We start from the raw sequence: 21380 nt of genomic DNA on the forward strand, positions 1-21380 counted from the left end.
ACGGCGATCCTGAAGAGTCCGCCCTATGCCGGCTACTTTGTCTATAGGGACTTGGCAAAGATCATCCCGAGTAGCGGAGCGCCGTCACGAGAATGCTCGCGTCCTGAAACGGACTGGTGGATTGTGGTGAGGCAAAAATACCCGGCGAATATCGTTTGGCAGACCTTCGGCTGCCGCACGGACTCTGTCACGGGAACTGAAGTGAAGCAACAAAGGAGCTGAAGGTCGATCTCGTCAGGCAGCAACTGTCGCTTGATGCCACTGGGCTGCGGCCCCGGTCCTGAAGCGGCGCAGGGTGCGGCGGGGGATGAGATGGCACTGGAGGTTGAACGAATGGTAAACGGCAGAATGGGTGGAGAGGACGCGCTGGGCTGATCCCGCCGACTTAAACCCTTGCCTCTTCCGTTCCCGTCGTCGCACCACCGGGTGCGAGTTTTCCGCCCGGTTGTTCTTGCGCAAGCCCTGCTCATGGCGTGCCGAGAGGCCCAGCTTCCGTTGGGCTGCCCCGTAGGACGGCAGCTTGTCGCTCACGAGTAAACTTGGGGTGAGTTCAATTGATCAGCGCAACAGCTTCGGCCAGCATAGCGCCAGGGGTTCTAAAGCCAAGGGTTTTCCTTGGCCGGGTGTTGAGTTTGAGTGCAATCGCGTCGAGATCATCCTGGCTGCGGACGGACAGGTCCGATCCCTTGGGGAGATACTGGCGTAACAAGCCATTGGTGTTCTCGTTGCTCCCACGTTGCCAGGGACTCTGCGGATCACAGAAGTAGACGTCCATGTCAGTCGCGACGCTAAACCGCTTGTGCTGGGCCAGTTCCATGCCTCGATCCCAGGTCAGCGACGCCATCAATCCCTGAGGTAGTTGCCGCACCTGACGAACAAGAGCCTTCACCACATTGTCGCTGTCTTTCCCCTCCACATGAACCAGCATGACAAACCAGGATTGGCATTCAACCAGGGTGGCAATATGCGTGTTCTTGCCACCGGCAAGCAGATCGCCTTCCCAATGCCCCGGCACGGCCCGATCCTCGACCTCGGGAGGGCGATCTCTGATGGAGACAGCATCAATGATCTGGCCTCTCGGCTGGCCGGCCGTGCTCGCTGTCTTGCTGCGCCGCATGACCCGTCTGCTTCGCAGATGGCGGGTCAGCTCCTTGTGCAGGACGCCGCGGGCTTGGATGAACAGGCTCTTGTAGATCGTCTCGTGGGATACGCGCATGGTCCTGTCATCGCGATGTTCAGCCTTGAGCCACCCTGAGATCTGCTCGGGAGACCATTGGTTCTGGCGCTTTTCGGCTACCACACCCTGAAGGGACCTGTTGATTGCCAGAAGGCAAGGTTTCGGATGCAAACTTTGTTGCCACGCACGCTCATCGGCTCGGGTGGCACGAACCTCCTTCGGCCCCCATTCCGACGGACTTCCCGGCTGATGGTCGAGGGTGACCGCCCAAGCCGGTTCGCGATCTGGTGGAATGACCACCCGGCTGCGAGGCCCCGCGATATCTCCTCGCGTTCGTCTGACGTGAGCGAAAGCCGAGAGCATGTCCTCGGCGATGGAACAATGCCTCCTTAGGCGAGCACGACGCCAAAGACTGACCCGGCATGCTTGCCAAGAGCACGGCCGATGTCACTCAGCGACTCGCCAGCTTTCCACCGCGCCCAGAGTTCTCTTTTCTGCTCTGCCGACAAGCCCGGCCGCCCCATACGCGCCATCATGGATCCTTTCAGGCACTGAAAAATCGATCATGGTGCGCTGACCCCTTGAATCCATTCACCGCACGGAGATCCTCTCCAAGGCGGGCACCGAAAGCGAACATTGTGCGGGCATGCCGGGCGAGGAGTTCTCCTGCTGCCGTCGGCGTTACACCCCGTGCACCCCGGGTCAGAAGTTGGACTCCGAGTTCCGTTTCCAGATCCTGGATACGTTTCGCGGCGGCCGAAACGGCGATGCCGCACTTTTCGGAGGCACGTGTAACGCTCCCGCACTCGATAGCAGCGAGAAAGATTCGCAGGGTCGTCCAATCCGGCAGGTTCATTGGCCTATATTCGGCAATGCGCTCCTTCGTGCAAGGACCGCCCCAGGAAGCCGATCCTCTTTGGCGTGACCACAAGAATATCTCTTTAAGTCTCCTATGGGGTCAAAAGCTGTCTCTAAGCGCAGCCATGTAAAGGTCCGCTGATCGCGCGAGGCTGTGTGGAAACTCGCTGATTGGCGCGCTCTGATGCTCCATCGCGATAGTGTGTAGATGGAGTGGGGGTGCCTCCTCAAGCCTTGATCCCGGCCAGGAGCGGCTGCACGCCGAGGATTCCGAGCACCCGCTTCAGATTGTAGGCCAGCACGTGCAGGCTCATCTCGGCTGCCGTGGTCGTGAGCCCTCGCGTGAGGAAGTGGGTGGCTCCCATCCAGCCCTTGAGCGTGCCGAAGGCATGCTCAACCGTGCTTTTGCGAACCTGCATGGCTTCGGGTCGGGCCCGAAGCCGCTCCTCCATCGCGTCCAGCACTGCCTCATGCTCCCAGCGCCGGATCCGCCGCTCCCGGCCCGTCGTGCACTGTGCCTTGAAGGCACAGCCCGCGCAGCGAGTGGTCCAGTAGACATAAATCGTCATGCCCTTCTCGACCGACGCAAACCGCCGGGTCAGGCGCTCGCCGGCTGGGCAACGGTAGGTGTCATCGTCCGGCTCATAGACGAAGTCCTGCTTGCCAAAGCGACCCTCGGCTTTGGCTGGTGAGGTCAGGGGCTTGGGCACCAGCGCCGTGATGCCTGCCTGCTGACATTCCAGGATCTCCTCGCCCGCGTAGTAGCCGCGGTCCGCCAGCACAGTGAGTTCCACTGTCCCCATGGCAGCCTGGGCTTGGCTCGCCATGCTGGTCAGGTGGTGCCGGTCAGACCCGACATTGGTGACCTCATGCGCTACGATGAGATGGTGCTTGGTGTCGAGCGCCGCCTGGACGTTGTAGCCCACGATGCCGCTCGGATCGGTGCTCGTTGACATGGCCCGGGCATCGGGATCAGTGAGTGAGACCTGCTGGTCAGGACTGGCTTCCAGTTGCTCGCTGATGGCTTGAAGTGCCTGCATCCGCTCGCGCAACGTGGCGATCTTGTCTTGCAATCTCTCCACTTGGGTGCGTGTGGTCTCGTCGTCCATCCGGTCGGCTTGGTCGAGAGCCTCCATATAACCTGCAATGCTCGACTCGATCTTCGCCATCTGCTTAGCCAGCTTGGCGCAGGTGAAATTGCGCTCGTGGCTGTTGACCGCCTTGAACTTGGAGCCGTCGAGCGCGACCTCGCCGCCCGAGAGCAGACCAAGACTGCGGCAAAGAACGATGAATTGGCGGCAGGTGGCGCGGATCGCTGCGCCGTTGTCGCGTCTGAAGTCAGCAATGGTCTTGAAGTCGGGCGCGAGCTGGCCGATGAGCCAGATCACCTCGAGATTGCGCTGGGCCTCGCGCTCGAGCCGCCGGCTCGACGGCACCCGGTGCAGGTAGCCGTAGAGATAGATCTTGAGAAGAATAGCCGGATGGTAAGCGGGTCGCCCTGTCGCGGCAGGCTGGGCGCGGGTAAAGCCCAGGGCCTGGAGATCGAGTTCGTCGATGAAGGCGTCGATCACCCGAACCGGATTGTCTTGCGTGACCTAGTCGTCCAGGCATTCAGGCAGGAGCAGCGTCTGCCGGCGGTCTCTGCCTTCGATGAAGCGCGTCATCGTGGCCTCCCAGAACTGGCAGAAAGCTACCAAATCAGCGCGTTTCCACACAGCCTCCGCGCGGTTGCGGACGTTCGGCTGCCCGGCGCAACGTGAGTCGAGGCGTTTGGATGTTCGAAGTTCGCCCGCTGTTACCCGTGACGTTGCCCGAAAGAAAAGGGGCACGGCACTGCAGGCACAGAAGAATTCCAAAACCCCTGCCGGTTAAGAGTTTGAGGTGGTGAGCGCGCTGGGACTCGGACCCAGGACCCGCTGATTAAAAGTCAGAGTGTCTGGCTCGGAGATGTTCGGCAGTCTTTCAATGCCCCGGCAGGGTCAGGATCTTCGGGCTCTTCGGCAGCGTCGCCCGCGACAGGGTGATGGCTCCGTGTCGCTGAACTCCACCGGAAAGTGCTCCCGAGCCGAGCTAAGAAAGCGGTTGAGGGTCGATGGCCCGAAGAAGTGCATCGGGATCATGAGCGGTGCATTGATCGCGCGCAGCACCTCCATCATGTCAAAGGTTTCCAACGTGTAACCGCTATAGATCGGCACCAGGAGAACATCAATGCGCCCCAGCCTCTTCAGGTGCTCGGGCGAGAGAGTGTGATGCAGATGGTCCAAATGCGCGATGCATAGCTGGGCGGTCTCGAACACGAAGATGGAGTTGCCGTCGTATCCCGTCGCCCGGCCATAGCTGCGGATGTTGGTCGAGATGTTGCGGATGCGGACATCCTGCACGGTCAGGTCGTGGACGGCAGGACCTCCGGCTGGGTCCCAGCCCCTGAGGACATGCTTGATCTCTGGATCCGGGCGGTAGCTGAAATGGGTGGAGTGCGCCTTGTTCATCGTGGCCACATCAGGCGTGACAGACGGAGGGGTGCCATCGCTGTAGTCGGTGGCAATCCGCACTCCTTGCGGCGTCTCGATCAGGAAGGTGGCATGGCCCACGAAGGTCAGGCCAACCTCGCCCTGGCGCAATGCGGCTTTCAGGAACAGAGTATCTCGAGAGGCGATCAGGCCAGGGCAGCTCGGCGGCAGCGGCAGGCCTGGCGAGGCTGAGGCCAACGCAGGCGGCGATCAAAAAGGCCACTCGAGCAGAGCTTAGCATCGATGCCTCCGGTGCGTTGAGCTTGTGACAGAGCAGGTGGATCCGTAGCTGTCAGACAAGCTCAAGACTTAGGAGCAGCAGCCCATCCGTCCACATGCGGAACACTTGCTGCCGATCGATGCTTTGCCATGGGACAGATCCACGGATGGGATAATCCATGTCCGACATACCAGAACCCGGTATTCCCCCAATGCCGCCGGCAGACAATCCTGCGCCCGAGCCCGCACCTGCCATTCCGCCGCTCGATCCCTTAGACCCGCCAGAGAATGATGCTCCCAAGGGCGAGCCTCCTGCTGTGCCCTTGGATGTGCCGTTCATTCAGCCACCAGGCACGCAATAGCGATCAGCGAGCTGAGAGGGGTAAGCCTCACACGATGCCCCAGGCGCGGTAGCGGGTGCGGCCGGTGAGTTCGCGCGGGAGCGCGCCACCGAGCTGGGCCAGCATCAGGTCGACCGCCTTGGGCGTGACCTGCAAGAGCTTGGCGCCAAGCGGCACCGTCACCAGCGGACGGGACAGGAAGAGATCGACAAGTCCCGGCAGCTTGGAGTTGCTGCGGCACCTCTGCGTCACCCGGCTCATCAGCTCGCGGGCGAGGATCAGTCGGTCGAGATCCCTGTTGGCGATGGCCAGTGCCTCCTCGACCACTATGCAGAAGCCGTCCAGCTTCTCGCGCGCCCCTTCCCGCCCCTGCGGCCGGAACTTCGACTGTTTGAACCCGGCCGCCAGCGGCAGGAGCTGGCCGGTCAGTCCCCGCGCCCGCAGGATGGCGGCGGCCATGATCAGGCCGAGCCACGGCAGACGGGTGTAGAGATTGAGATCGAGCCACGCATTCCAGGCCACAGCTGCCGCCGCCAGGGCCGGCCAGTGGCTGGTGCGCTGGACCACCTCGAGCCACAGGTCCTCGGCCTCCGCCTCGTCCTGATCCGGATCATAGACCAGGTGAGAGCGGCTCTTCGGCAGCGGCGTCTCGCCCGCGAGCACCTTGCTGGTGCGGTCGAGCAGGGCATCGATCTCGGCAAAGTGCGCCTTCCACGGATCGGCATCATTCGCGAAGGGTGGATAAGCCTCGTCATCCTCCGGATCCGGCTTGCCCTTCGGGCGCACGTGATCCCCCTCCCCTCGCACACGGCCGATGCCGCGCAGGGCGACGAGACCATCAATCGAGAGCGGCCAGGGCGGCTTGCGGGCCAGGGCAGTCCTCCGGGCCCGCAGGGCGGCGGCAGCCCGGGTCAATTCATGGGTGGGGTGGCGCACGTCCATGCCGGCATCGTGCAGCACCAGGTCGCCGACATCGACCAAGTGGCCGTCGAGCAGGAGAGCGCGGACCGCCTCGGTCATGTCGCAGCGGGACTGCCAGCCGGCGGACAGGCCCGAGGCCTCCAGCCGGGCATCGAAGCGCAGGACAGCCACCGTGATCTGCTCCAGGCCGCCGGCGATCGTCTCCCACGGCAGTTCTGGCAGGGCATAAGTGCGGGGAACCTGGAATGGCTCGTCGTCGAAGTCCCCTGCCCTGATCTGATATGCCACGCTTCCGTCCAACAGCTAAGTTATTGATGAAGCATGCTATAGCTGAGCAGACGGAAGCAAAGCAAGGTATCGCTACGGTGGAAGGTGGGGCCGCGCGTCGTCCTGCAGAGCGGCATTGCGACGGCTGGAGTGCCGCGCTGCCGTTGAGCGTCTCGGGACAGCGCCGTGGTGAGTGTTGAAGGCCCCGAATGGCTTCAGAAGCCTTGTTTTTAAGGCATTTTTCTGGGCTCAGCCAAAGCCCTTCCCTCTCCGGCTGGTTAACAGAATAGCTTGAGAAACGTCTTCAACTGAATCAGTTTAAGGGGTTCCGATCAATGTACAAGAGGTCGAGGCAACAGCTGTGACCAGAAACGTACGCAATAGGACTCGTGCTCCAAAACAAAGGATGGCTGATCAGGATTGGAATGGCGAGCCATTTCGAAATGCTTGCGCCAGACGGTATGCTTGAGAGCGGGGCACCTCCGCCATTACCAACTCTTTATCCGTCTTTCGTTTGCCAAAACACTGAGCATCTTTGCTATCGAAGGCTCAACTTAGTTTGATCTACAAGCCCCGCACTTGGTAGCCGCGGCGCTGCTTGCGGCGAAGCCAAGTTTCTAAGGCTTCGCTTGCGCTGTCATTTGTTTGATGAATTTCAATCCGTTGGCGACCGCGTTGGCCAATCCGACCCCACTCCCGGACCAAGGTGGGGTCACCAAAGAGTGACGGCTCGATGCGCAGGACGTAAAAGCGCGACACGTTCTGTGATGGAACACAGCGTTCCAAAACGAAGACATTGAGCTTGTCTGTCATGAGCTCAAGTGTCGTGATCCTCAGGTTCTAGGTCTAATGAAAAGCTGGAATCAGTCACGGGCCAACTGATTCACACCCGTGATGCATCGTGTCCTTTGAGCTTGTTCACGCGATTGGACGAGCCTGCCTGAAGCGCCATGCCCGATTCCAGCGAGCTTTCCCTTTCGCTCTCGTCCATCGACAAAGTATCACCTTCCGACATTAGTGTTCGTAATGAGTTGGGCCGTGCAAGTGCCCTCTTGCTGGACGACCGGGCGTATGTCAGCCACTCTCTCCCAAGGCGCTGCATTCGCGTCATGCTGATTTTCTCCCACCACCCGCAGCGACGCGAAGGAGAGCCATGACCATGGGACCGACCGAGAACTTACCCTCTCGAGCCCGCTCGGTCAGGTTTCGCAGGTAACCGCCGGCGCTCACGATCATTTCGGACCGCTGCAAGATCGCGGCAATCACGATCGCGGCGTCTTCATCGCCCATGACGGCACAGGCGTCTTCCCAAGCTGATGGGCTAATCCCCAAAGCGCCTCTTGCCACACCGGCCGCGGTGACGAGCTCACGCCAGGTCGAGATCCCCTGCCCTCCCTTTGTGTACATTGCGATATCCGGGCAGGCCTGCATGACCAAGCTCAAAGAAAAGGCGCGGATGGGAGGTTTCTTGGCTTCAGGTTCTAGCGCCGAAGTTTCTTCTAGCCTTCTTCGATGGCCTTGTTCAGAATCTAAAAAGGGGTTTGGTTTTGAATTATGATAGTGCCGCCCATTCTGGGACTCATTGGCGTTCATATTTTCTGTTTTAAGCTGAGTTTTCAGCGTCTTATCCACATCGGCCCAGAGGGCGCGCAGATCGAAGGCAATCGTTTCCAGAAGCCCGGCCTCTGCATTGCGGGGCGGTGTCTCGTTAAGAGCGTCAAACCGCTCCAGGAGATCATCCCACGGGCCGGCAAGATCCTCCTCGAGCGCAAGTACGATCGTCTTGGAGATGTCGCGACGGAGCACCGTAATCTCCTCCCGCAGCAGGTAACGGGCTTTTCTCTCAGCACGAGCCGTCTCAGCCAGGCTCTGGAATTCCGCGGCTCGAGCCACGAGTGGTGAGAGGTCGAAGCCGAATGCCTGCTCGATCGAGCCCCCCTCCCCTTTCCGGGCGTAGCGCTTTCCATTCGGGCTGTCGCGACGGATCACCAGGCCCGATTGAACGAGAGCCGCCAAGTGGCGCCGCAGCGTTGAGGGCGACATGCCGTTCGCGCGAAGAATTAGAGCTCGATTAGAGGGGAAGACAATCAGGTCCGACCCAAGCTGCAGGGTCGTGTCCTGGTGGAAGGTCAGGAGCGCGTTGAGGACGCTCAGGGCCCGATCTGAGATTCCCAAAGCAGCTTTTGCCTCTCTCAAATTGTCGAGGACTTTCCATTTTTCGGCCATTGCGTCTTTCGGCCCGGCCTCTGAAACCGCTCGCGCGGCCACCATGGCCAGCGACAAGGGCCGCCGACCGAAGGGTGTTGTCGATTGATGCACCGTCATGGCGTTGACCTTTTTCAGGCCAAGCGTGTCCGATCTCAAAAGCGGTGAGGCTCTTGAGGCGATAGGCAAAGCTCAGATGTTCGGAGAAACTGCCGTTTCCCCGTTGACACCAGATTCGCTGTATGGGACTCTGAAGCTGTGTCGGGCTTCATTGTCCCACTGGTTTCTAAGGCCTTCGGAGTTGCCGCTTCGGAGGCCTTTGCTTTTCCTACGTCGTCACGCCGTGGCGCTTCTCCTCTGGTTGGTTTCCCATTTGACCTGATCGTCCGACTCATCACTGCGCGCAAGAACCGGCCAATAGGACGCTATCCATGCCTCCACAGAGTCGCAGTGGAAGCAAGAACGACAAGGCCTTTGAAATTCCTCAGGAATTTCGAGCGGAGGAAACAAAAATCCGGACCAGTCTCGGCCGGTGACACAACCGCTCTCAGATTTGCTGGGAGGCCGGTTCGATGTCTTGCTCGCAGAAGGATGCACAGATGCGCTCAGCCTGGCGGGGCGCCTGCTGATGACCGTGTGTCTGTTAGGAGGACCGCCAGCGTTACTGCTGCTGTCTCCTCTGATGTGCGCTGGGAGAGCCCAGCTCTTGAACGATGCTGCGAGCACCGCACCCTCCTTGTGAGGGCAAAGCAAGAGCATTCACCGGAAGCCGATGTTCATTGACTACGGACTGTCGGGATGGCATAAAGTGCTTGTTCAGGACACTTGTTGCCGGCCCTCGGTAACTCCAAAGGCCTCGAAGTTCCCAGCTTCGGGGCCTTTTGCTTTGCCTGATTGATTAACTGGTGAGGTTTACCTCCTTACGGACAAAAGCAGCTGCAAGAGCTGCGTGGATGGCCTCCTGCCGCGTCTTGAACTGACCCGCTAAAACAGCCTCATCAAGAGCAGCAGCGACAGCGGTGGAGACCCAGACGTTCATCTCCCGGTCTCCCCTCTCCCGCCGCAGCTTGCGGAAGCGCTTAGTCCGTTCAATCGCTCTTGTGTCCGACATCACAGCCAACCATCTTCTCTCGTGCATAACGAGGAACGCACGATTCGAAGTTGCAGTGGAGTCAAAATGCAAGATTGAATCAGAATCCGACCAGTTTCCTCTGGAAAACTTCACTTCCTGTTAACCGTCGGCTCTTTGGCTCTCCGATTCGAAGGCTACGAGCAGCTCTGGCAACTTGTCGAGCAGGTACTGGCCGAACGCAGGAGCAGCCTTCTCATCGATCTTCAAGACGGTGGCTGAACTCGTCCGCTCAGCGCGTGCGAATTGACGGCCTTTCGGGTCCTTGATGGTGATAGAGGCGCCTATCGCCTTAGGTGTTATGAGAGCCTTCGCGATAGCGGCAAAGCGGGCATCGCTATCGAGCGCATTGAAGCTCTCAGACGAGGCGGCGACTTCCGCTTTCTTGATCTCAGACTTTCCTTTCAGCGCATCTGCGAGCGCCATCCACGAGCGCCGTCCGGTCTTGGAAGCGGGCCCAATTGCATCAATGAGAGCAGGCGGAATTCGCGCGACAATAGACAGCATCGTCGAGAGGTCCGTCTTGTGAACGGACAAAGCCGCTGTGATTGTTGCGCGGCTGAAACCCTTGCGTTCAAGATGGTGTGCAAAGAGCGCTCGCTCAATGAACGACAAGTCCTCTCGCTCGTTGTTTTCCTGGCCCTGAGCAATGACGAGCTCTTCGTCGCTCAGATTACGGACGATCGCACGAACCTGGCGCCCCAGCTCCTTAACAGCCCGTAGGCGCCGGTGTCCAAATGCGACCTGATAGTAGCCATCCTTCTCCGGATGAGGCCGCACGAGAATGGGGATGAGCTGACCGTTTTCACGGATCGCCTCGACGAGACGCTGATGAGCGCCGTCTGTATTCGGAAGGCGATCAGTAACAAACGAGGGGTCGACCAACATGGGGTCAAGATCAACGACAGATTGCCCCTGCGCGAGCTTTTGCTCAATCTCCTCCGCACGCTGTGCCTTGGCCTGAAACTCATTGAGCGATTGGCCTAGGGCACCGACAGGACGCGCTGCAGGATCAGTGACAAGGCCTGGCGCATTCAACAGCGGTCGCAGACGGTTTCTCGGAGCGCGTGCTTCGGCATCACCAGCCTGCTCGACCGGAGTGTCTTCGGATGCGGTACGCGCAATCAGAATTCCTTTTCTCATGCCGCAGCCCTCCCCCAGGCCTTATTGATGAGCGCTTCGATCTCAGCATTCACGCTCGTGACGGATTCAATGGCGCGATCGTATGTCGCGCGAGTGAACTGCTGACGGTCCACTTCAAACAGAGTTTGGTTCGTGATGCCTGCATCAGACACCGCCGTGCTCTTGAGCATCGGATGGTTGAGTACGGCCGATCCGAAGATAGAGCGCAGGAATGCAACCATCTGGTTCTGCGGCCCATCACCAGGCTCGAACCGAGTGATGAGATAGTTCATGAAGTCGAAGCTGCCTGAACCGCCGGCTTTTCCGATTTCCTCGAGGAGGTCGCCGGTCATGATCAGGAACTGGTTCATCGACATGACGTCGAGCATCTGCGGATGCACGGTGATGATTACACCCGTTGCAGCGCTGAGTGCGGAGAGCGTTAGGTAGCCGAGCTGCGGCGGGCAGTCGATCACAACGACATCATAGAGATCCTGCACCTCTGCCAGCGCTTGGCCGATGCGTGCGAAGAAAAGAGTATCGCCAGCTTTGCGGGTCATGAGAGCGCGAGGTGTGTCATGCTCAAACTCCATGAGCTCCAGGTTGCCCGGGATAAAATGGAGATCAGGAATGTACGACGCCTGCACGATTTCCGAGATCGGCCGGCGCTCATCGTCGTATCGGAGCGCACCGTAAAGCGTTTCGTTGGATCCGACGTCCAGTTCAGGCTGAACACCGAACAGCGCCGTCAAACTTGCCTGCGGATCAAGGTCAATCGCGAGCACGCGGTAGCCGCGGAGAGCAAGATATTGGGCTAGGTGCGCCGTTGTAGTTGTTTTCCCACTGCCACCCTTGAAGTTCATTACTGAGATGACTTGCAGGTGTTCGCTGCCAGTGCGGTAAGGCAGATATCGACGCGTGCCGCGCGACCCTTGATCGAGAACCTTGCGAAGCTCGTGGATGTCCTGCACCGAATACGAACGGCGACCGTTCACAGTTACAGGGATAGGTCCCCTCCCCTCTGAAGCGACCTGGCGCAGATATCCCTCGTGAATGCCCAGCAGCTTTGCAACCTCGGAGGGGGAAAAATTGCGGATCGTCTTGTCGGACGATGGGGGAAACGAATTCCGAATATGGAGTTGCAGTTGCCGTGACAGATCAGCAGCATGAGCCTGGACGACGGTGCGAAGCTCTGTCGGCTTTGGACTTTCGGTGCTCTTTGTGCTTGGCACGCTGCTTTTCCCCTTTGCTCGCATCTGCGGAATTGAGAGCAGATTGCGCATTTTTCCGCAGATGGCAAGCTACGCCGATTCGAGTAGCAGGAGCAATTCGTTTTGTGCTAACAAAAGGTTGACGTCGGAAGCGGTTGAACACGCTATGTTTGCCGGCACAAAATTCAGCGCCTGGGGTCACGCCTGTTAGAGTTTGCGATCTGTAGAATAAGCCGTGCCAGGGCAGCCCGGACGGTATCAGGACGGGAGAGCAGCGCTCTCTCTGCCTTTAATTTCAGATCGCAAAGGAAGGCGGAGCTCGTCGAGGGTTGTCGGGTTTTCCAACGACTGCGATATACACGACCAGGCGTCGTTGTACAGCGGCGCCCTTGCGAGGATGCGTTCTCGGTTTCGATTGATCACAGACGACATGACACTTGTAATGAGCTCTTTCGCCTGTTCCTCTGACATCGAACTCGTCCTGCCAACCTGCGGTCGGAGGAGCTTCTGCATGAACGCAGTCATTTGTTCATCGCTCATGGTTAGCTGAACCAATTGGCGGTAATCATTCCTCGCGCACCTCTTCAGTTCTCGGGGTCCCCGGCGTACAAAATCGCGATAATGATAGCCATGCCACTCAACGAGGACAGCCTCGTCGGCCTAAGCCGGCTTTTTCCAGATGTATGGCGCTGCGAGTTAGAAGAGTTGCGGCCTTATGGTCTTCAGCGAGTCACCCCTCGTGTATCCGTCGAACAAGATCTGGACGGCTCGGTGGAAGTCTTTCGGTCGGACCACTTCGAGCGCGGCACCGATCGGGCTATGCTGCAGCGCGGTTTTGGACTGTTCACGCGTTAGACTGACGCGCGCGCCGAGGCTGGCGTGACCTGGCCTGGGCTGAATGTTGGTGGCGCTTCGGGACGTGGCTGAATTGACGGGGCTTGGCTGGCCTGCGACCGAGACCAACGCCCTTTCCGAGAATTGCGAGTTCGATACCGACGCGTTCGCCGTCCTCTATTGTTAGCCACTGCATTCCCTCTAGCGGAGCGCTGGTGAGATAGACCACCATCCATTCATTTATTTTCGAACGCTCGAGGTATGCTCCAATCAATGCGTTTCCTCCTCCGGTCTCTCAGCTGCCGTCTGGCCCCGCGACGAACGCAGCATGGAAACCGATCTTCCCTTCTGCCTGAATTTGCCGCGGCAAACCGGCGAGCGAGGCAAGAGCACAGACTGAGGCACATCCAGCGTCCGCCAATACGCCGGTTGAGTATCTAGCGTTCGGAATCTCATTCCCTATCCGGAGGCCGGCGAGCAGATTTCCGACCGGCTCGAAAATAGGACTACCCCGCGCGTCTTTCCATGCATCGCTGTTCGAAACTTAATCTCATCACCCGCGGCGATCCTCCCTTTGACTTTGATGATGAGAGTTACTGAGCCTGGCCTTTGAGCGGCGGTTATCTCCGCGCTCCTGCCTACCGATGATTGTCCAGTCAGCACGGTTACGAGTACGGCACAAGAGGCTTTTGATATTTTTGGGGCTGCCGGCTTTTGCTTTTCTGCAATCGGTGGGCATCCAGCCGCAAGTGAGCAAGGTTGGTGTTTATTATAGACAAGCTAGGACCGAAAGCTGGTGGGCCTATCTCGTGGCGTTTGCCGCAGCAAAGTCTTGGGCCTCGTCTTGCTGACGCGAGAGTATAGGTTCAGGGAGGCTATTTGAGCCTGAAAACCCCTACGGGACCAAATAGATGTTTTGATACACCATTAAAAAGTTTGCCGCGGCAAACTTTCAGCTTCGACACCGGCGCGAGCTTGCTCGTGGCCGTTCCAAGCCTTGGGCTGCGAATCGGTCGTGAATCCCCGAATCGGCGGTCTACCAGTGGGGTTGGGCGACGAAAACCGTATCCGAACTGAAGAATCACCACCCGAGGGATGGAAAACGGCTTGAAAGGTTTGCCGCGGCAAACCCTCAATCAAGTCCCATTCTCATCCGTGAGGTGAGTTGCAAACCTCCCTCGTCTGGTAAACCGCATCGCCTGCAACGCCGACCCTCTTCTCGACGAGCACAACGACCGCCGCCCAATCAACCCAAAAGGATGTTCCCGGTCTATGGTGGCCTGTCTCTATCACAGGTCGTTCCAATCGACGTGCTCGTCATGGCTAGCGATACGCACCAGGGTCAAGTTGTCCGCTTAGAGTTACCGCGCACATAGAGCGGCAATTCGGCCTCTCCGTCATCCATGTGAACGGAAACCACGACTTCCACGGTTCGGACTCGCCAAAAATAGTGGTGCCTTAGTCGCAATGCAGGGCGTGCTGTTTGCCGCGGCAACACTCTGGCCCCACTTGTTTAGCAACACGATCCGAGAGGCCGCCCGATTTCCTGACTTCATCAAGATTGAAGGTGCGACCGTAGAGAGGTGGAATAATCTCCACCTAGGCCATCTCTGCGTCTTCGAACACGCGAGGGCTGACGTCATCATCACGTATCTGAGCCATTCTCAGGTTCGGTTCACGAGGATTTTTAGCACGACGTGTTGAACCCGTTCTTCGTGAACAACCTCGATCCGAACCGCTTTCCTAAGACTACCCTCTGGATCCATGGTCAAGTACACACTCCATTCGGCTACGTTGTGCCGGCCCGCGACGGGCACTTGATCCGGGTCCGGCGCAAACCGCTTCGGTATCCGATGACTCCACGCCGGGATCGAGGTGCAGTGAAGGTCGTCGAGATCTGATAAGATGCCAGTACCGTGTTCTAAGCGCCCATGGACATTGAGCACGAGCAAGACTTGGCCGGAGAGCACAAGATCGAGTGGGACAGCCCAGAGGACCTGACTGTATTCGACGAGTCAGAGAGGACCATAGCCGCCGAGCCCTTCGTTGCTGCGGCAAACAACATCAGCAACCACTTGATCGCTGAGATCGAGCGAACGCAGGCACTCGGCCAGGTTCGCAAGGTGGGAGACGGCGGCTGCGATGATCTCTTCAGGGGAAAGTCGTCATATCGTTACCTTGCAGTGGCGTTGATCGTTTAGCTCACAGGACGCCACGAACAACGTCAACGGATGAACAACGGCGTTGATGTCACAAAAGCCGGCGGAGAGCCGCCATATACCGGTGAGACAAATGCCAAAGAGGCAGACCCGCAGCACTATGGGCTCGCGCCAAAGCTAAGGCACAGGGGGATATATTCTTATAATCTTCCCTTTTCGCGCCGCTGCTTCACCGCCGGTGCGATCCCTGCCGGCCTCGCATTGAGATGGAGATCAATGTGGGCCAAGGCGCTGATGAGTTGCCTTTGGAGCACACCATAGTCGTCCCATTCCTCGATCGGAGCTGACTCTTCAACCCTGTCGAGAATCCAGAACGATCCGACGCAAGAACTCCGCCTGGCTCTCCTCAACACAGAGTGCCTCAAGCCGCCTCTTGGTCCTGGGTGGGACACGAACCGAGACCTTCTCTGAAAGAGGAGAGGGCCGTTCCACAAGAGCCTCCATCAACAGTGGTATTACAGGCTTCTACTCTAATCCGCCGCCATCACTTGCTGTCTACTCTTTGGGGAAGGGGAGCGAATTAGGCTAGACCCAACCGTTTCGCATTATCGAGCTGCTGCTTGACCGATGAGGCATTCCATTTTGCCCCCCGCGGGGTGTTCGCTCCCGCATTTGCTGGATCTGGGCTGCGATGTCTCGGAGGGAGAGATCCGGGTCGGCCATCGCAATGCCAGCAATCAGCGTCATGAGGCGACCATCTGGCGAGCGGGGAGGGGGACTTTTTTCGAAGCCCCGGATCGGCCATGCGCTGCGACACAAGCTCTCGGACCGCCCGGCGAAGGCGCTCCACCTTCCACTCCGGGCCACGGGCATTCAGGACGCGGACAAAGTCGTCCCATGTGTGAACTGGTCGCGTCCGTTTCACCGTCGGCATCCACTGGCCGGACGAGGCAATGAGGGGTTCGACGTAACGCATCTCACGCGCACCAACCAGACGCCGGATGATGTCATGCCGACGCTCCCGCACACCCGGGCTCCCGAGAATCTTCCCCCCGAGCCTTGGCCGCACTCAGACCAGCCTTCGTGCGCTCGGAGATTAGCGATCGTTCCAGCTGGGCCACGGCGCCGAGGACCTGCAGCGAGAACACGCCCTGAGGCGCCGAGGTGTCGATCGGGTCGCGCAGGGATCGAAAGTGCGCTCCGCGTTCTTCCAAGGTCTCGATGACCTCCAGAAGGTGACTCACTGATCGGGCCAAGCGGTCGAGACGGACCACCGTTAGGATGTCTCCGGGGCGGATCTCTTTGAGAAGGCGTGCCAGGACGGGCGGGACCGGGAGGCGCCGCATCCCTGCTCTTGGTGATCACAGCGCAGCCGGCGGCCTTTAGCTCGAGCGTCTGGGCGTCTGTTGCTTGGTTTTCGGTCGAGACGCGGGCGTAGCCGACCAGGCGCTCTGGACGGGGAGGGGACGGGCCATCGCTCTGCGCCATCACGTGAGATCTGCAGACAACTGCAGCTGCATCGATGCCTCCCGCAGGCGCCGATCCCTGGTCCAGATTGTGACCCCGGGTGTAAGTTGCGCCGCCGTGAGAAGGTGGGCGTCAACATAGCCGATGCCGATGCCGTACAACTTTCTCGTCTCGATGAATATTAGAGCCTCATCATCCCTGGCCACAGTGGCTTGTGGGAGGCTACGCAAGGCCTCCAAGACGACACTCCGCTGGCGAAGACTGCCGAGGGCGATTTCGCCTGTGACGAACGGATGGGCCAGAACACGCCCGTTCTCCAGCAGTTCGGTCAACCCAGGATCTCCGACCCTCAAGTGATCGATCCAAACGGAGGTGTCGACAATGATCACTGGCTGTCGGTCTGCCGACGCGGAATGGGCTTCAGATCAGGCTCGCTGCCGCCAAGCCGGGCGAGCCTGCGAGCGCTTTCGCGCTGGATCAAGGCTTTCAGCGCTTCGCGAAGCAACGCAGACTTCTCTTGTACGCCGGTGAATGCTTGCGCTTTCGCCACGAGATCATCGTCAAGAGCAACGGTTGTTCTCATTCGGGCCTATCTCCTTATCATCAAAAATAACATCATTCGATGACAAATCCAGTGCCAATGTGCAGCACGTTTGCAAACGATCGGTGAGGGATTTCGTTTACCACTCAAAGAGGGCAGCGCTTCCCTCTGGCCCGCTAAAATGGCCTAAAACAAGGACTTCTGAGCCGCTTCGGCCACTCAAGGTCGTACCTGAGCGCCCGTGATGAGATCTCAGGTGGGGCTCGCGACGAAGCCCGGCAAAACAGCGTGCAGCCGTCCATCAGATCATAGTCAATTGCGGTTTAGCTTCTACCATTCTAGTTCTCACATTTTATCTCAACAACTTGGCAGTTGCGCGGCAGCGTAGCCTTTGGGGTAATCGGGGCAGTGTGGGGGCCAAGCCTCAGGCTGCTCGGGCCACGAGAATGGCGAGTGGCGGAATTCTCGGCTGATCTCCGTTGAGCCCAACCCGGTCCCCGAGATAGGTGAAGAACGACAGCCCGAGCTTCCGGCAGGTCTTCAGCAACCCCAGCATCACGTCGCGCGCCACGCGGCCATTGGCGCTCATCGTGCCGCCGGAGATCTTGCGCTTGATCACCCAGGCCCGCAGGTCGTTCTCCGATGCATTGGTGTGCAGCGGGATCTCCGTCCGCTCGAGCACCCGCAGCAGCTCGTCCTTGCGCCGCGCCAGACGGGCCAGCAGCGCGTCGAGCTCCTTGTAGCCCGTGCGCAAGCCAAAGATCTTGTCGAACTGGCGCCGGAACACCCGCTCCCCTACCGGTGAAGGACTCTGCTTCCACAGCTTCAGACTGAGGTAAAAGCACCAAATCGCCTGGCGGACCAGCTCCACCGCTTTGGCCTGCTTGGGCGAGGCCGACATCAGCTTCTGTAGGTGCCGCTCCGCATGGATCCAGCACAGCGCATGCGTGGCAACCCGGAACTGGCCAGCATCGTCGGAGACAATGACGGTGTTCTGCATCAGCCCGTGGTGCCGGAGCGCGCCCCAGGTGGCGGCTTCGTTCAGCGCCTGGAGTAGGGGCCGGTCGAAGATGTTGATCGAGCACCGCGCCAGATGCTCCAGCCATTCCAACTGTGAGCTGAACACTCTGCCCTGGAGCTTCGTCAACCCAGCGATCACGGCACCCTCGATAGGCTGCCGGCGCAGATAGTCCAGTGTGGCTTCGTTGACGACGTAATCCTCACGGCCGGCCCGCAACAGCGTCAGGAAGTTCAAACGCGATTTCGACCGGCTGGTTCGGAAAACACAAAAGCGCTCGCCGCCGATCTGCGTGGTGACCCCCAGGGCGGCGGGCATGCCGCGCACCGGTATCGTCGACGGTGAGGTAAGGCGAGGAGACCAGGCCGGCTTCCAGGACCGCGTGGTCCTCCTGTACGAACATCTCCAGATCGGTGGTGAGCAGGCGCACTACCTCCCGCTTGGAGATCGCAAGACCGATGCCGTTCAGAAGATCGGTCAGCCGTTCGGTGGTCACCTGGCCTTGCGTGTGCAGGGCGAAGCAGAACCGGCCCACGCCGGGTCCGTAGCCGCCCGCGACCTCCACCGGCAGCGGCGCGATGATGGTCTGGCCCTCTGATGTCATCCAGCGTTCCCGCTTGTAGCGCACCACCTCAGCGGTCAACACGAGATCCCGCCGCACGACCGTCTTGTAGCCTTTGAAGCGCGAGCCGGCTGGCTCCTCGGCCCAGATCATCACCTCGCGGGTCACCCGATCCCGTTTGGCGCCGCGGCCTGGGCGGCGGCCCGGACTGTTGGGCTGCGGCTGAGTGGCTTTCTCCATGCCGGAGGATTTGAACGGTGGGCGCGGTGGCAGGTTCTTGAGCCTTGCGATCTCATCCTTCAGGGCTTGGTTGTCGATGCGCAGGTTGCTGTTGTCGAGGCGCAGCTGCTCGAGCTCGTGCTCCAGTCGATCGATCTTGCCGGCCAGATCCGAGACCAGCTCACGCAGGGCCATCTGAGACAGCGGCTTGTTGGGATCACCAGGCGGCGAGGTCATGACGGCATTGAATCATGAATGTCCAGTCGGAGGAATCCCTCGCCCCCCAAAATGCCCCGGTTACGCCTTTGGGGTAAGCGGGGCAGATTGCTTTCATTTACCCACATCTCCAGAGCGAGCGTCGCTTCAGCTTGCGAGACATGACTCGGGCGTGATTCCTTGCCAGGCATCCGTTCGGATGGAGTGGCGCCATGGATCCGATGCTCGAGGGCGCCTCGTGGCTCGATGAGGAGCTGGCCGGATCAACCTTTGCCGATGCGCGGCTGGGCCAGCGGCTGCGGCGGCTCTCGGAGCAGCTCGGTGGGATAATGGGAGCAAGCCTTCTGCAGGCCTGCCAGGACTGGGCCGCCACCAAGGCCGCTTATCGCTTTTTCGACAATGATCAGGGCAGCGAAGCTGAGATCTTGGCTGGCCACTTCGCGGCGACGGCCAGCCGCGTGACCGCAACCGAGCGGCCAATCCTCATCCTCCACGACACCACCGAGTTCACCTATCACCGGGTCCGGCCCGAGCCGGTCGGCGTGACCAGGCAATCTCGGCCGGAAGTCTCAGCAGCGGAGGGCGGCGTGTTCGAGGGCAGGGATATCGACCGCACGGTGATCCTGCTCTGCATCCGGTGGATTGCGAGCTCACTTGGACCGAGCTTACTTGGACAATGACGAGTTGCCTCCGAGCATCTCAACCATTCTCACCAGATCGGCAAGCGACCGCGCTCCCATTTTCCGCATAACGTGACCGCGATGAATCTTGACGGTAATTTCGCTGACCCCTAGTTCGCCCGCGATTTGCTTGTTCATCAAACCGGTGGCAACGAGGCCCATCACCTCTCGCTCGCGCTGCGTGAGGGCGTCGAAGCTCGCCCGCAGGCTCGACAATTGCTTCTCAGCAAGCCGCCGTTGACGGTCACGGGCAAGCGCTACAGCCACCGCATCCAACATATCCTGATCGCGGAACGGCTTGGCCAGAAAATCGATCGCTCCAGCCTTCATGGCCTTCACCGACATTGGAATGTCACCATGACCAGTCATGAAAATGACAGGGATTCTGATGTTCGCTTTAGCCATTTCCGCCTGAAAATCGAGGCCACTCAGCCGTGGCAATCGGATGTCGAGCACCAAACAACTCGGCACGTCCGGAAATCTGAACTGCAGCAATTCGGTTGCCGAGCCGAACATCTCGACTTTGAGCCCGACAGAGCGAAACAGGCTTCCGAGTGCATCGCGCAGGGCTTCGTCATCATCCACGATAAAGATGACCGGCTCTTCGGCATTCGCAGGCAATGGAGCTGAACGGTGCGACATGAGGCATCTCTCCAACTACCAGACGATCGCAATTAAATTAGCACCTTGAGCGGTGAAAGTGGAGAACGGAACAGCTTGATTTCACGCAAGGGAATGCCTGTGGCCGGGGTACCCTGGCATGATTAAGCTCGGCTGTATATTCAGCAAAAACGAACCGGGTGGCTGGCGATTCCGGCGGAGGAAACAATCAACCTTGGGTGGATAGTGGCTCGCCGTACGGCTGAGCTTATCCATCGCTGTCCAGTCTATGTTCGGAACTGGCCCTCAGTAGCACTGTCAGGCTTCTCTCAGCGCTCGATCAAGACAGTTGATCAAGACTTGTGGATCGAACGGTTTGCTCAGGAAGCAGATCGCTCCGATATCCAGTGCACGCGCCCGGATTGGCTCTTCGGGGAAAGCCGTTATGAAAATTATGGGCGTGCGCTGACCTTTGCCTACCAAGTGGCGTTGCAGCTCGAATCCGTTCATGCTCGGCATCTGAACATCCGTGATAAGACACGACGTGTCGTTCACACGAGGCGAGCCCAGGTAATCTTCGGCGGATGCAAACGTGTATACCGTGTATCCAATCGCCCTTAGAAGCCCCTTGATCGCGGCTCGAACGGATTCGTCATCGTCGATGATTGCAATAATCGGGGATTTTTGCACGCGGCTCGTCCTCCTGCGTGCGAGAAATAAGAGGTCTAGGACCATAGGCCTCGCTAAGATAAGTACGACTCGGTCACGAAGAAGGAAATCATACGTGAGTATGGCTGTGCATCAGCGCTTCATGCCTAAAATGTGACCTTGGTTATCCTCTGGCGTGGCCCTCCGGTTCACACTGAATGAGGCCCTTCGAGAAAGGAAGCACAGGCAGGTTTCCAAAGGTGGGTCCACTGTCGGATCCGGCCTTAGTTCCGACACCTATCAAGAGATGAACATAGCCCGCCTGCCGCTTTCTCCGCTCTCGCGCGGCTACTGATCCGAGGTAAACTTCCGTATAGAGATCTCATTTCTTAAAGCTTCAAACCTGAAACCAATTTCAGGTTGATCATCTTCGAGTGACATCGAATACTACTTGAACTTCCCTCCCGCATATTAGC

The 21380-nt window shown here is 59.2% G+C and carries 17 protein-coding genes and 4 pseudogenes; 3 read left to right on the forward strand and 18 right to left on the reverse strand.

Annotation, left to right across the window (positions count from 1 at the left end; genetic code table 11):
- Positions 1-222 (forward strand): annotated as a pseudogene (locus tag AA309_RS36115) (hypothetical protein); the annotation flags it as partial.
- A gap of 12 nt (positions 223-234) precedes the next feature.
- Here AA309_RS36115 and AA309_RS33220 read toward each other — a convergent pair.
- From AA309_RS33220 to repA, 11 genes and pseudogenes are all read right to left on the reverse strand, one after another.
- Positions 235-555 carry a DDE-type integrase/transposase/recombinase gene (locus AA309_RS33220; protein WP_084731354.1) on the reverse strand — a complete coding sequence of 107 codons (321 nt, stop codon included), beginning with the start codon at positions 553-555 and terminating at the stop codon, positions 235-237.
- Positions 551-1710: pseudogene (locus AA309_RS17730) on the reverse strand (IS30 family transposase). Before AA309_RS17730 ends, AA309_RS33220 begins: the two are co-directional and overlap by 5 nt.
- Positions 1711-1721: 11 nt before the next feature.
- On the reverse strand, positions 1722-2033 hold the full coding sequence (locus tag AA309_RS37770) for a LysR family transcriptional regulator (protein WP_047190359.1): 312 nt from the start codon (positions 2031-2033) through the stop codon (positions 1722-1724).
- A gap of 229 nt (positions 2034-2262) precedes the next feature.
- A pseudogene (locus AA309_RS17740) lies at positions 2263-3699 on the reverse strand (IS1182 family transposase).
- 315 nt (positions 3700-4014) lie between these two features.
- On the reverse strand, positions 4015-4743 hold the full coding sequence (locus AA309_RS17745; RefSeq protein WP_052954798.1) for an MBL fold metallo-hydrolase: 729 nt from the start codon (positions 4741-4743) through the stop codon (positions 4015-4017).
- Positions 4744-5153: 410 nt separating this feature from the next.
- Positions 5154-6314, reverse strand: coding sequence for an RHE_PE00001 family protein (locus AA309_RS17750; RefSeq protein WP_052954799.1), 1161 nt, complete (start codon positions 6312-6314; stop codon positions 5154-5156).
- Between the two features lie 543 nt (positions 6315-6857).
- Positions 6858-7106, reverse strand: coding sequence for a WGR domain-containing protein (locus tag AA309_RS33225; RefSeq protein WP_084731356.1), 249 nt, complete (start codon positions 7104-7106; stop codon positions 6858-6860).
- A gap of 294 nt (positions 7107-7400) precedes the next feature.
- A complete protein-coding gene (gene repC, locus AA309_RS17755) occupies positions 7401-8618 on the reverse strand; it encodes a plasmid replication protein RepC (protein WP_047190360.1) in 1218 nt (405 codons plus the stop codon).
- A 778-nt stretch (positions 8619-9396) separates the two neighbouring features.
- Positions 9397-9537 (reverse strand): hypothetical protein, encoded by a 141-nt coding sequence (locus tag AA309_RS35880; protein WP_200902006.1) that lies wholly within the window; start codon positions 9535-9537, stop codon positions 9397-9399.
- A gap of 192 nt (positions 9538-9729) precedes the next feature.
- Positions 9730-10770 carry a plasmid partitioning protein RepB gene (gene repB, locus AA309_RS17770; RefSeq protein WP_047190362.1) on the reverse strand — a complete coding sequence of 347 codons (1041 nt, stop codon included), beginning with the start codon at positions 10768-10770 and terminating at the stop codon, positions 9730-9732.
- Positions 10767-11981 carry a plasmid partitioning protein RepA gene (gene repA, locus AA309_RS17775; protein WP_244470400.1) on the reverse strand — a complete coding sequence of 405 codons (1215 nt, stop codon included), beginning with the start codon at positions 11979-11981 and terminating at the stop codon, positions 10767-10769. Before repA ends, repB begins: the two co-directional genes overlap by 4 nt.
- A 2744-nt stretch (positions 11982-14725) precedes the next feature.
- Here repA and AA309_RS17795 point away from each other — a divergent pair.
- A complete protein-coding gene (locus AA309_RS17795; protein ID WP_047190366.1) occupies positions 14726-14995 on the forward strand; it encodes a hypothetical protein in 270 nt (89 codons plus the stop codon).
- A gap of 538 nt (positions 14996-15533) precedes the next feature.
- On the opposite strand, the pseudogene AA309_RS17805 reads toward AA309_RS17795, so the two are convergent.
- From AA309_RS17805 to AA309_RS35680, 5 genes and pseudogenes are all read right to left on the reverse strand, one after another.
- A pseudogene (locus AA309_RS17805) lies at positions 15534-16441 on the reverse strand (recombinase family protein).
- The gene (locus AA309_RS17810; RefSeq protein ID WP_047190368.1) at positions 16441-16809 is read right to left on the reverse strand and encodes a type II toxin-antitoxin system VapC family toxin; all 369 of its coding nucleotides are present in this window, start codon (positions 16807-16809) and stop codon (positions 16441-16443) included. Before AA309_RS17810 ends, AA309_RS17805 begins: the two are co-directional and overlap by 1 nt.
- Positions 16806-17003 carry a type II toxin-antitoxin system VapB family antitoxin gene (locus tag AA309_RS17815; protein WP_047190369.1) on the reverse strand — a complete coding sequence of 66 codons (198 nt, stop codon included), beginning with the start codon at positions 17001-17003 and terminating at the stop codon, positions 16806-16808. The genes AA309_RS17810 and AA309_RS17815 overlap by 4 nt, the downstream gene beginning before the upstream one ends.
- 382 nt (positions 17004-17385) lie before the next feature.
- Positions 17386-18297 (reverse strand): IS66 family transposase, encoded by a 912-nt coding sequence (locus AA309_RS36575; RefSeq protein ID WP_244470402.1) that lies wholly within the window; start codon positions 18295-18297, stop codon positions 17386-17388.
- Complete coding sequence (locus tag AA309_RS35680) at positions 18182-18997, reverse strand: transposase (RefSeq protein ID WP_244470403.1); 816 nt, start codon at positions 18995-18997, stop codon at positions 18182-18184. The genes AA309_RS36575 and AA309_RS35680 overlap by 116 nt, the downstream gene beginning before the upstream one ends.
- A gap of 191 nt (positions 18998-19188) precedes the next feature.
- On the opposite strand from AA309_RS35680, the gene AA309_RS17830 reads away from it, so the two are divergent.
- On the forward strand, positions 19189-19656 hold the full coding sequence (locus AA309_RS17830) for an IS4/Tn5 family transposase DNA-binding protein (RefSeq protein ID WP_047190370.1): 468 nt from the start codon (positions 19189-19191) through the stop codon (positions 19654-19656).
- Here AA309_RS17830 and AA309_RS17835 read toward each other — a convergent pair.
- Positions 19642-20298 (reverse strand): response regulator transcription factor, encoded by a 657-nt coding sequence (locus tag AA309_RS17835; protein WP_047190371.1) that lies wholly within the window; start codon positions 20296-20298, stop codon positions 19642-19644. The two genes, AA309_RS17830 and AA309_RS17835, sit on opposite strands and share 15 nt — an antisense overlap.
- Positions 20299-20574: 276 nt before the next feature.
- Positions 20575-20946, reverse strand: a complete 372-nt coding sequence (locus tag AA309_RS17840) for a response regulator transcription factor (RefSeq protein WP_244470404.1) — start codon at positions 20944-20946, stop codon at positions 20575-20577.
- Between the last annotated feature and the right edge of the window lie 434 nt (positions 20947-21380).

This window comes from Microvirga vignae (assembly GCF_001017175.1).
In the GTDB taxonomy this organism is placed as follows: Bacteria; Pseudomonadota; Alphaproteobacteria; order Rhizobiales; family Beijerinckiaceae; genus Microvirga; species Microvirga vignae.

What these genes read in the sequence shown, in the direction of transcription:
- AA309_RS37770 (WP_047190359.1), bottom strand. Translation starts at nt 2,033, where the DNA reads ATGAACCTGCCGGATTGGACGACCCTGCGAATCTTTCTCGCTGCTATC.
- AA309_RS33225 (WP_084731356.1), bottom strand. Translation starts at nt 7,106, where the DNA reads ATGACAGACAAGCTCAATGTCTTCGTTTTGGAACGCTGTGTTCCATCA.
- repC (WP_047190360.1), bottom strand. Translation starts at nt 8,618, where the DNA reads ATGACGGTGCATCAATCGACAACACCCTTCGGTCGGCGGCCCTTGTCG.
- AA309_RS35880 (WP_200902006.1), bottom strand. Translation starts at nt 9,537, where the DNA reads ATGAACGTCTGGGTCTCCACCGCTGTCGCTGCTGCTCTTGATGAGGCT.
- repB (WP_047190362.1), bottom strand. Translation starts at nt 10,770, where the DNA reads ATGAGAAAAGGAATTCTGATTGCGCGTACCGCATCCGAAGACACTCCG.
- AA309_RS17795 (WP_047190366.1), top strand. Translation starts at nt 14,726, where the DNA reads ATGGACATTGAGCACGAGCAAGACTTGGCCGGAGAGCACAAGATCGAG.
- AA309_RS17815 (WP_047190369.1), bottom strand. Translation starts at nt 17,003, where the DNA reads ATGAGAACAACCGTTGCTCTTGACGATGATCTCGTGGCGAAAGCGCAA.
- AA309_RS36575 (WP_244470402.1), bottom strand. Translation starts at nt 18,297, where the DNA reads ATGCCCGCCGCCCTGGGGGTCACCACGCAGATCGGCGGCGAGCGCTTT.
- AA309_RS35680 (WP_244470403.1), bottom strand. Translation starts at nt 18,997, where the DNA reads ATGACCTCGCCGCCTGGTGATCCCAACAAGCCGCTGTCTCAGATGGCC.
- AA309_RS17830 (WP_047190370.1), top strand. Translation starts at nt 19,189, where the DNA reads ATGGATCCGATGCTCGAGGGCGCCTCGTGGCTCGATGAGGAGCTGGCC.
- AA309_RS17835 (WP_047190371.1), bottom strand. Translation starts at nt 20,298, where the DNA reads ATGTCGCACCGTTCAGCTCCATTGCCTGCGAATGCCGAAGAGCCGGTC.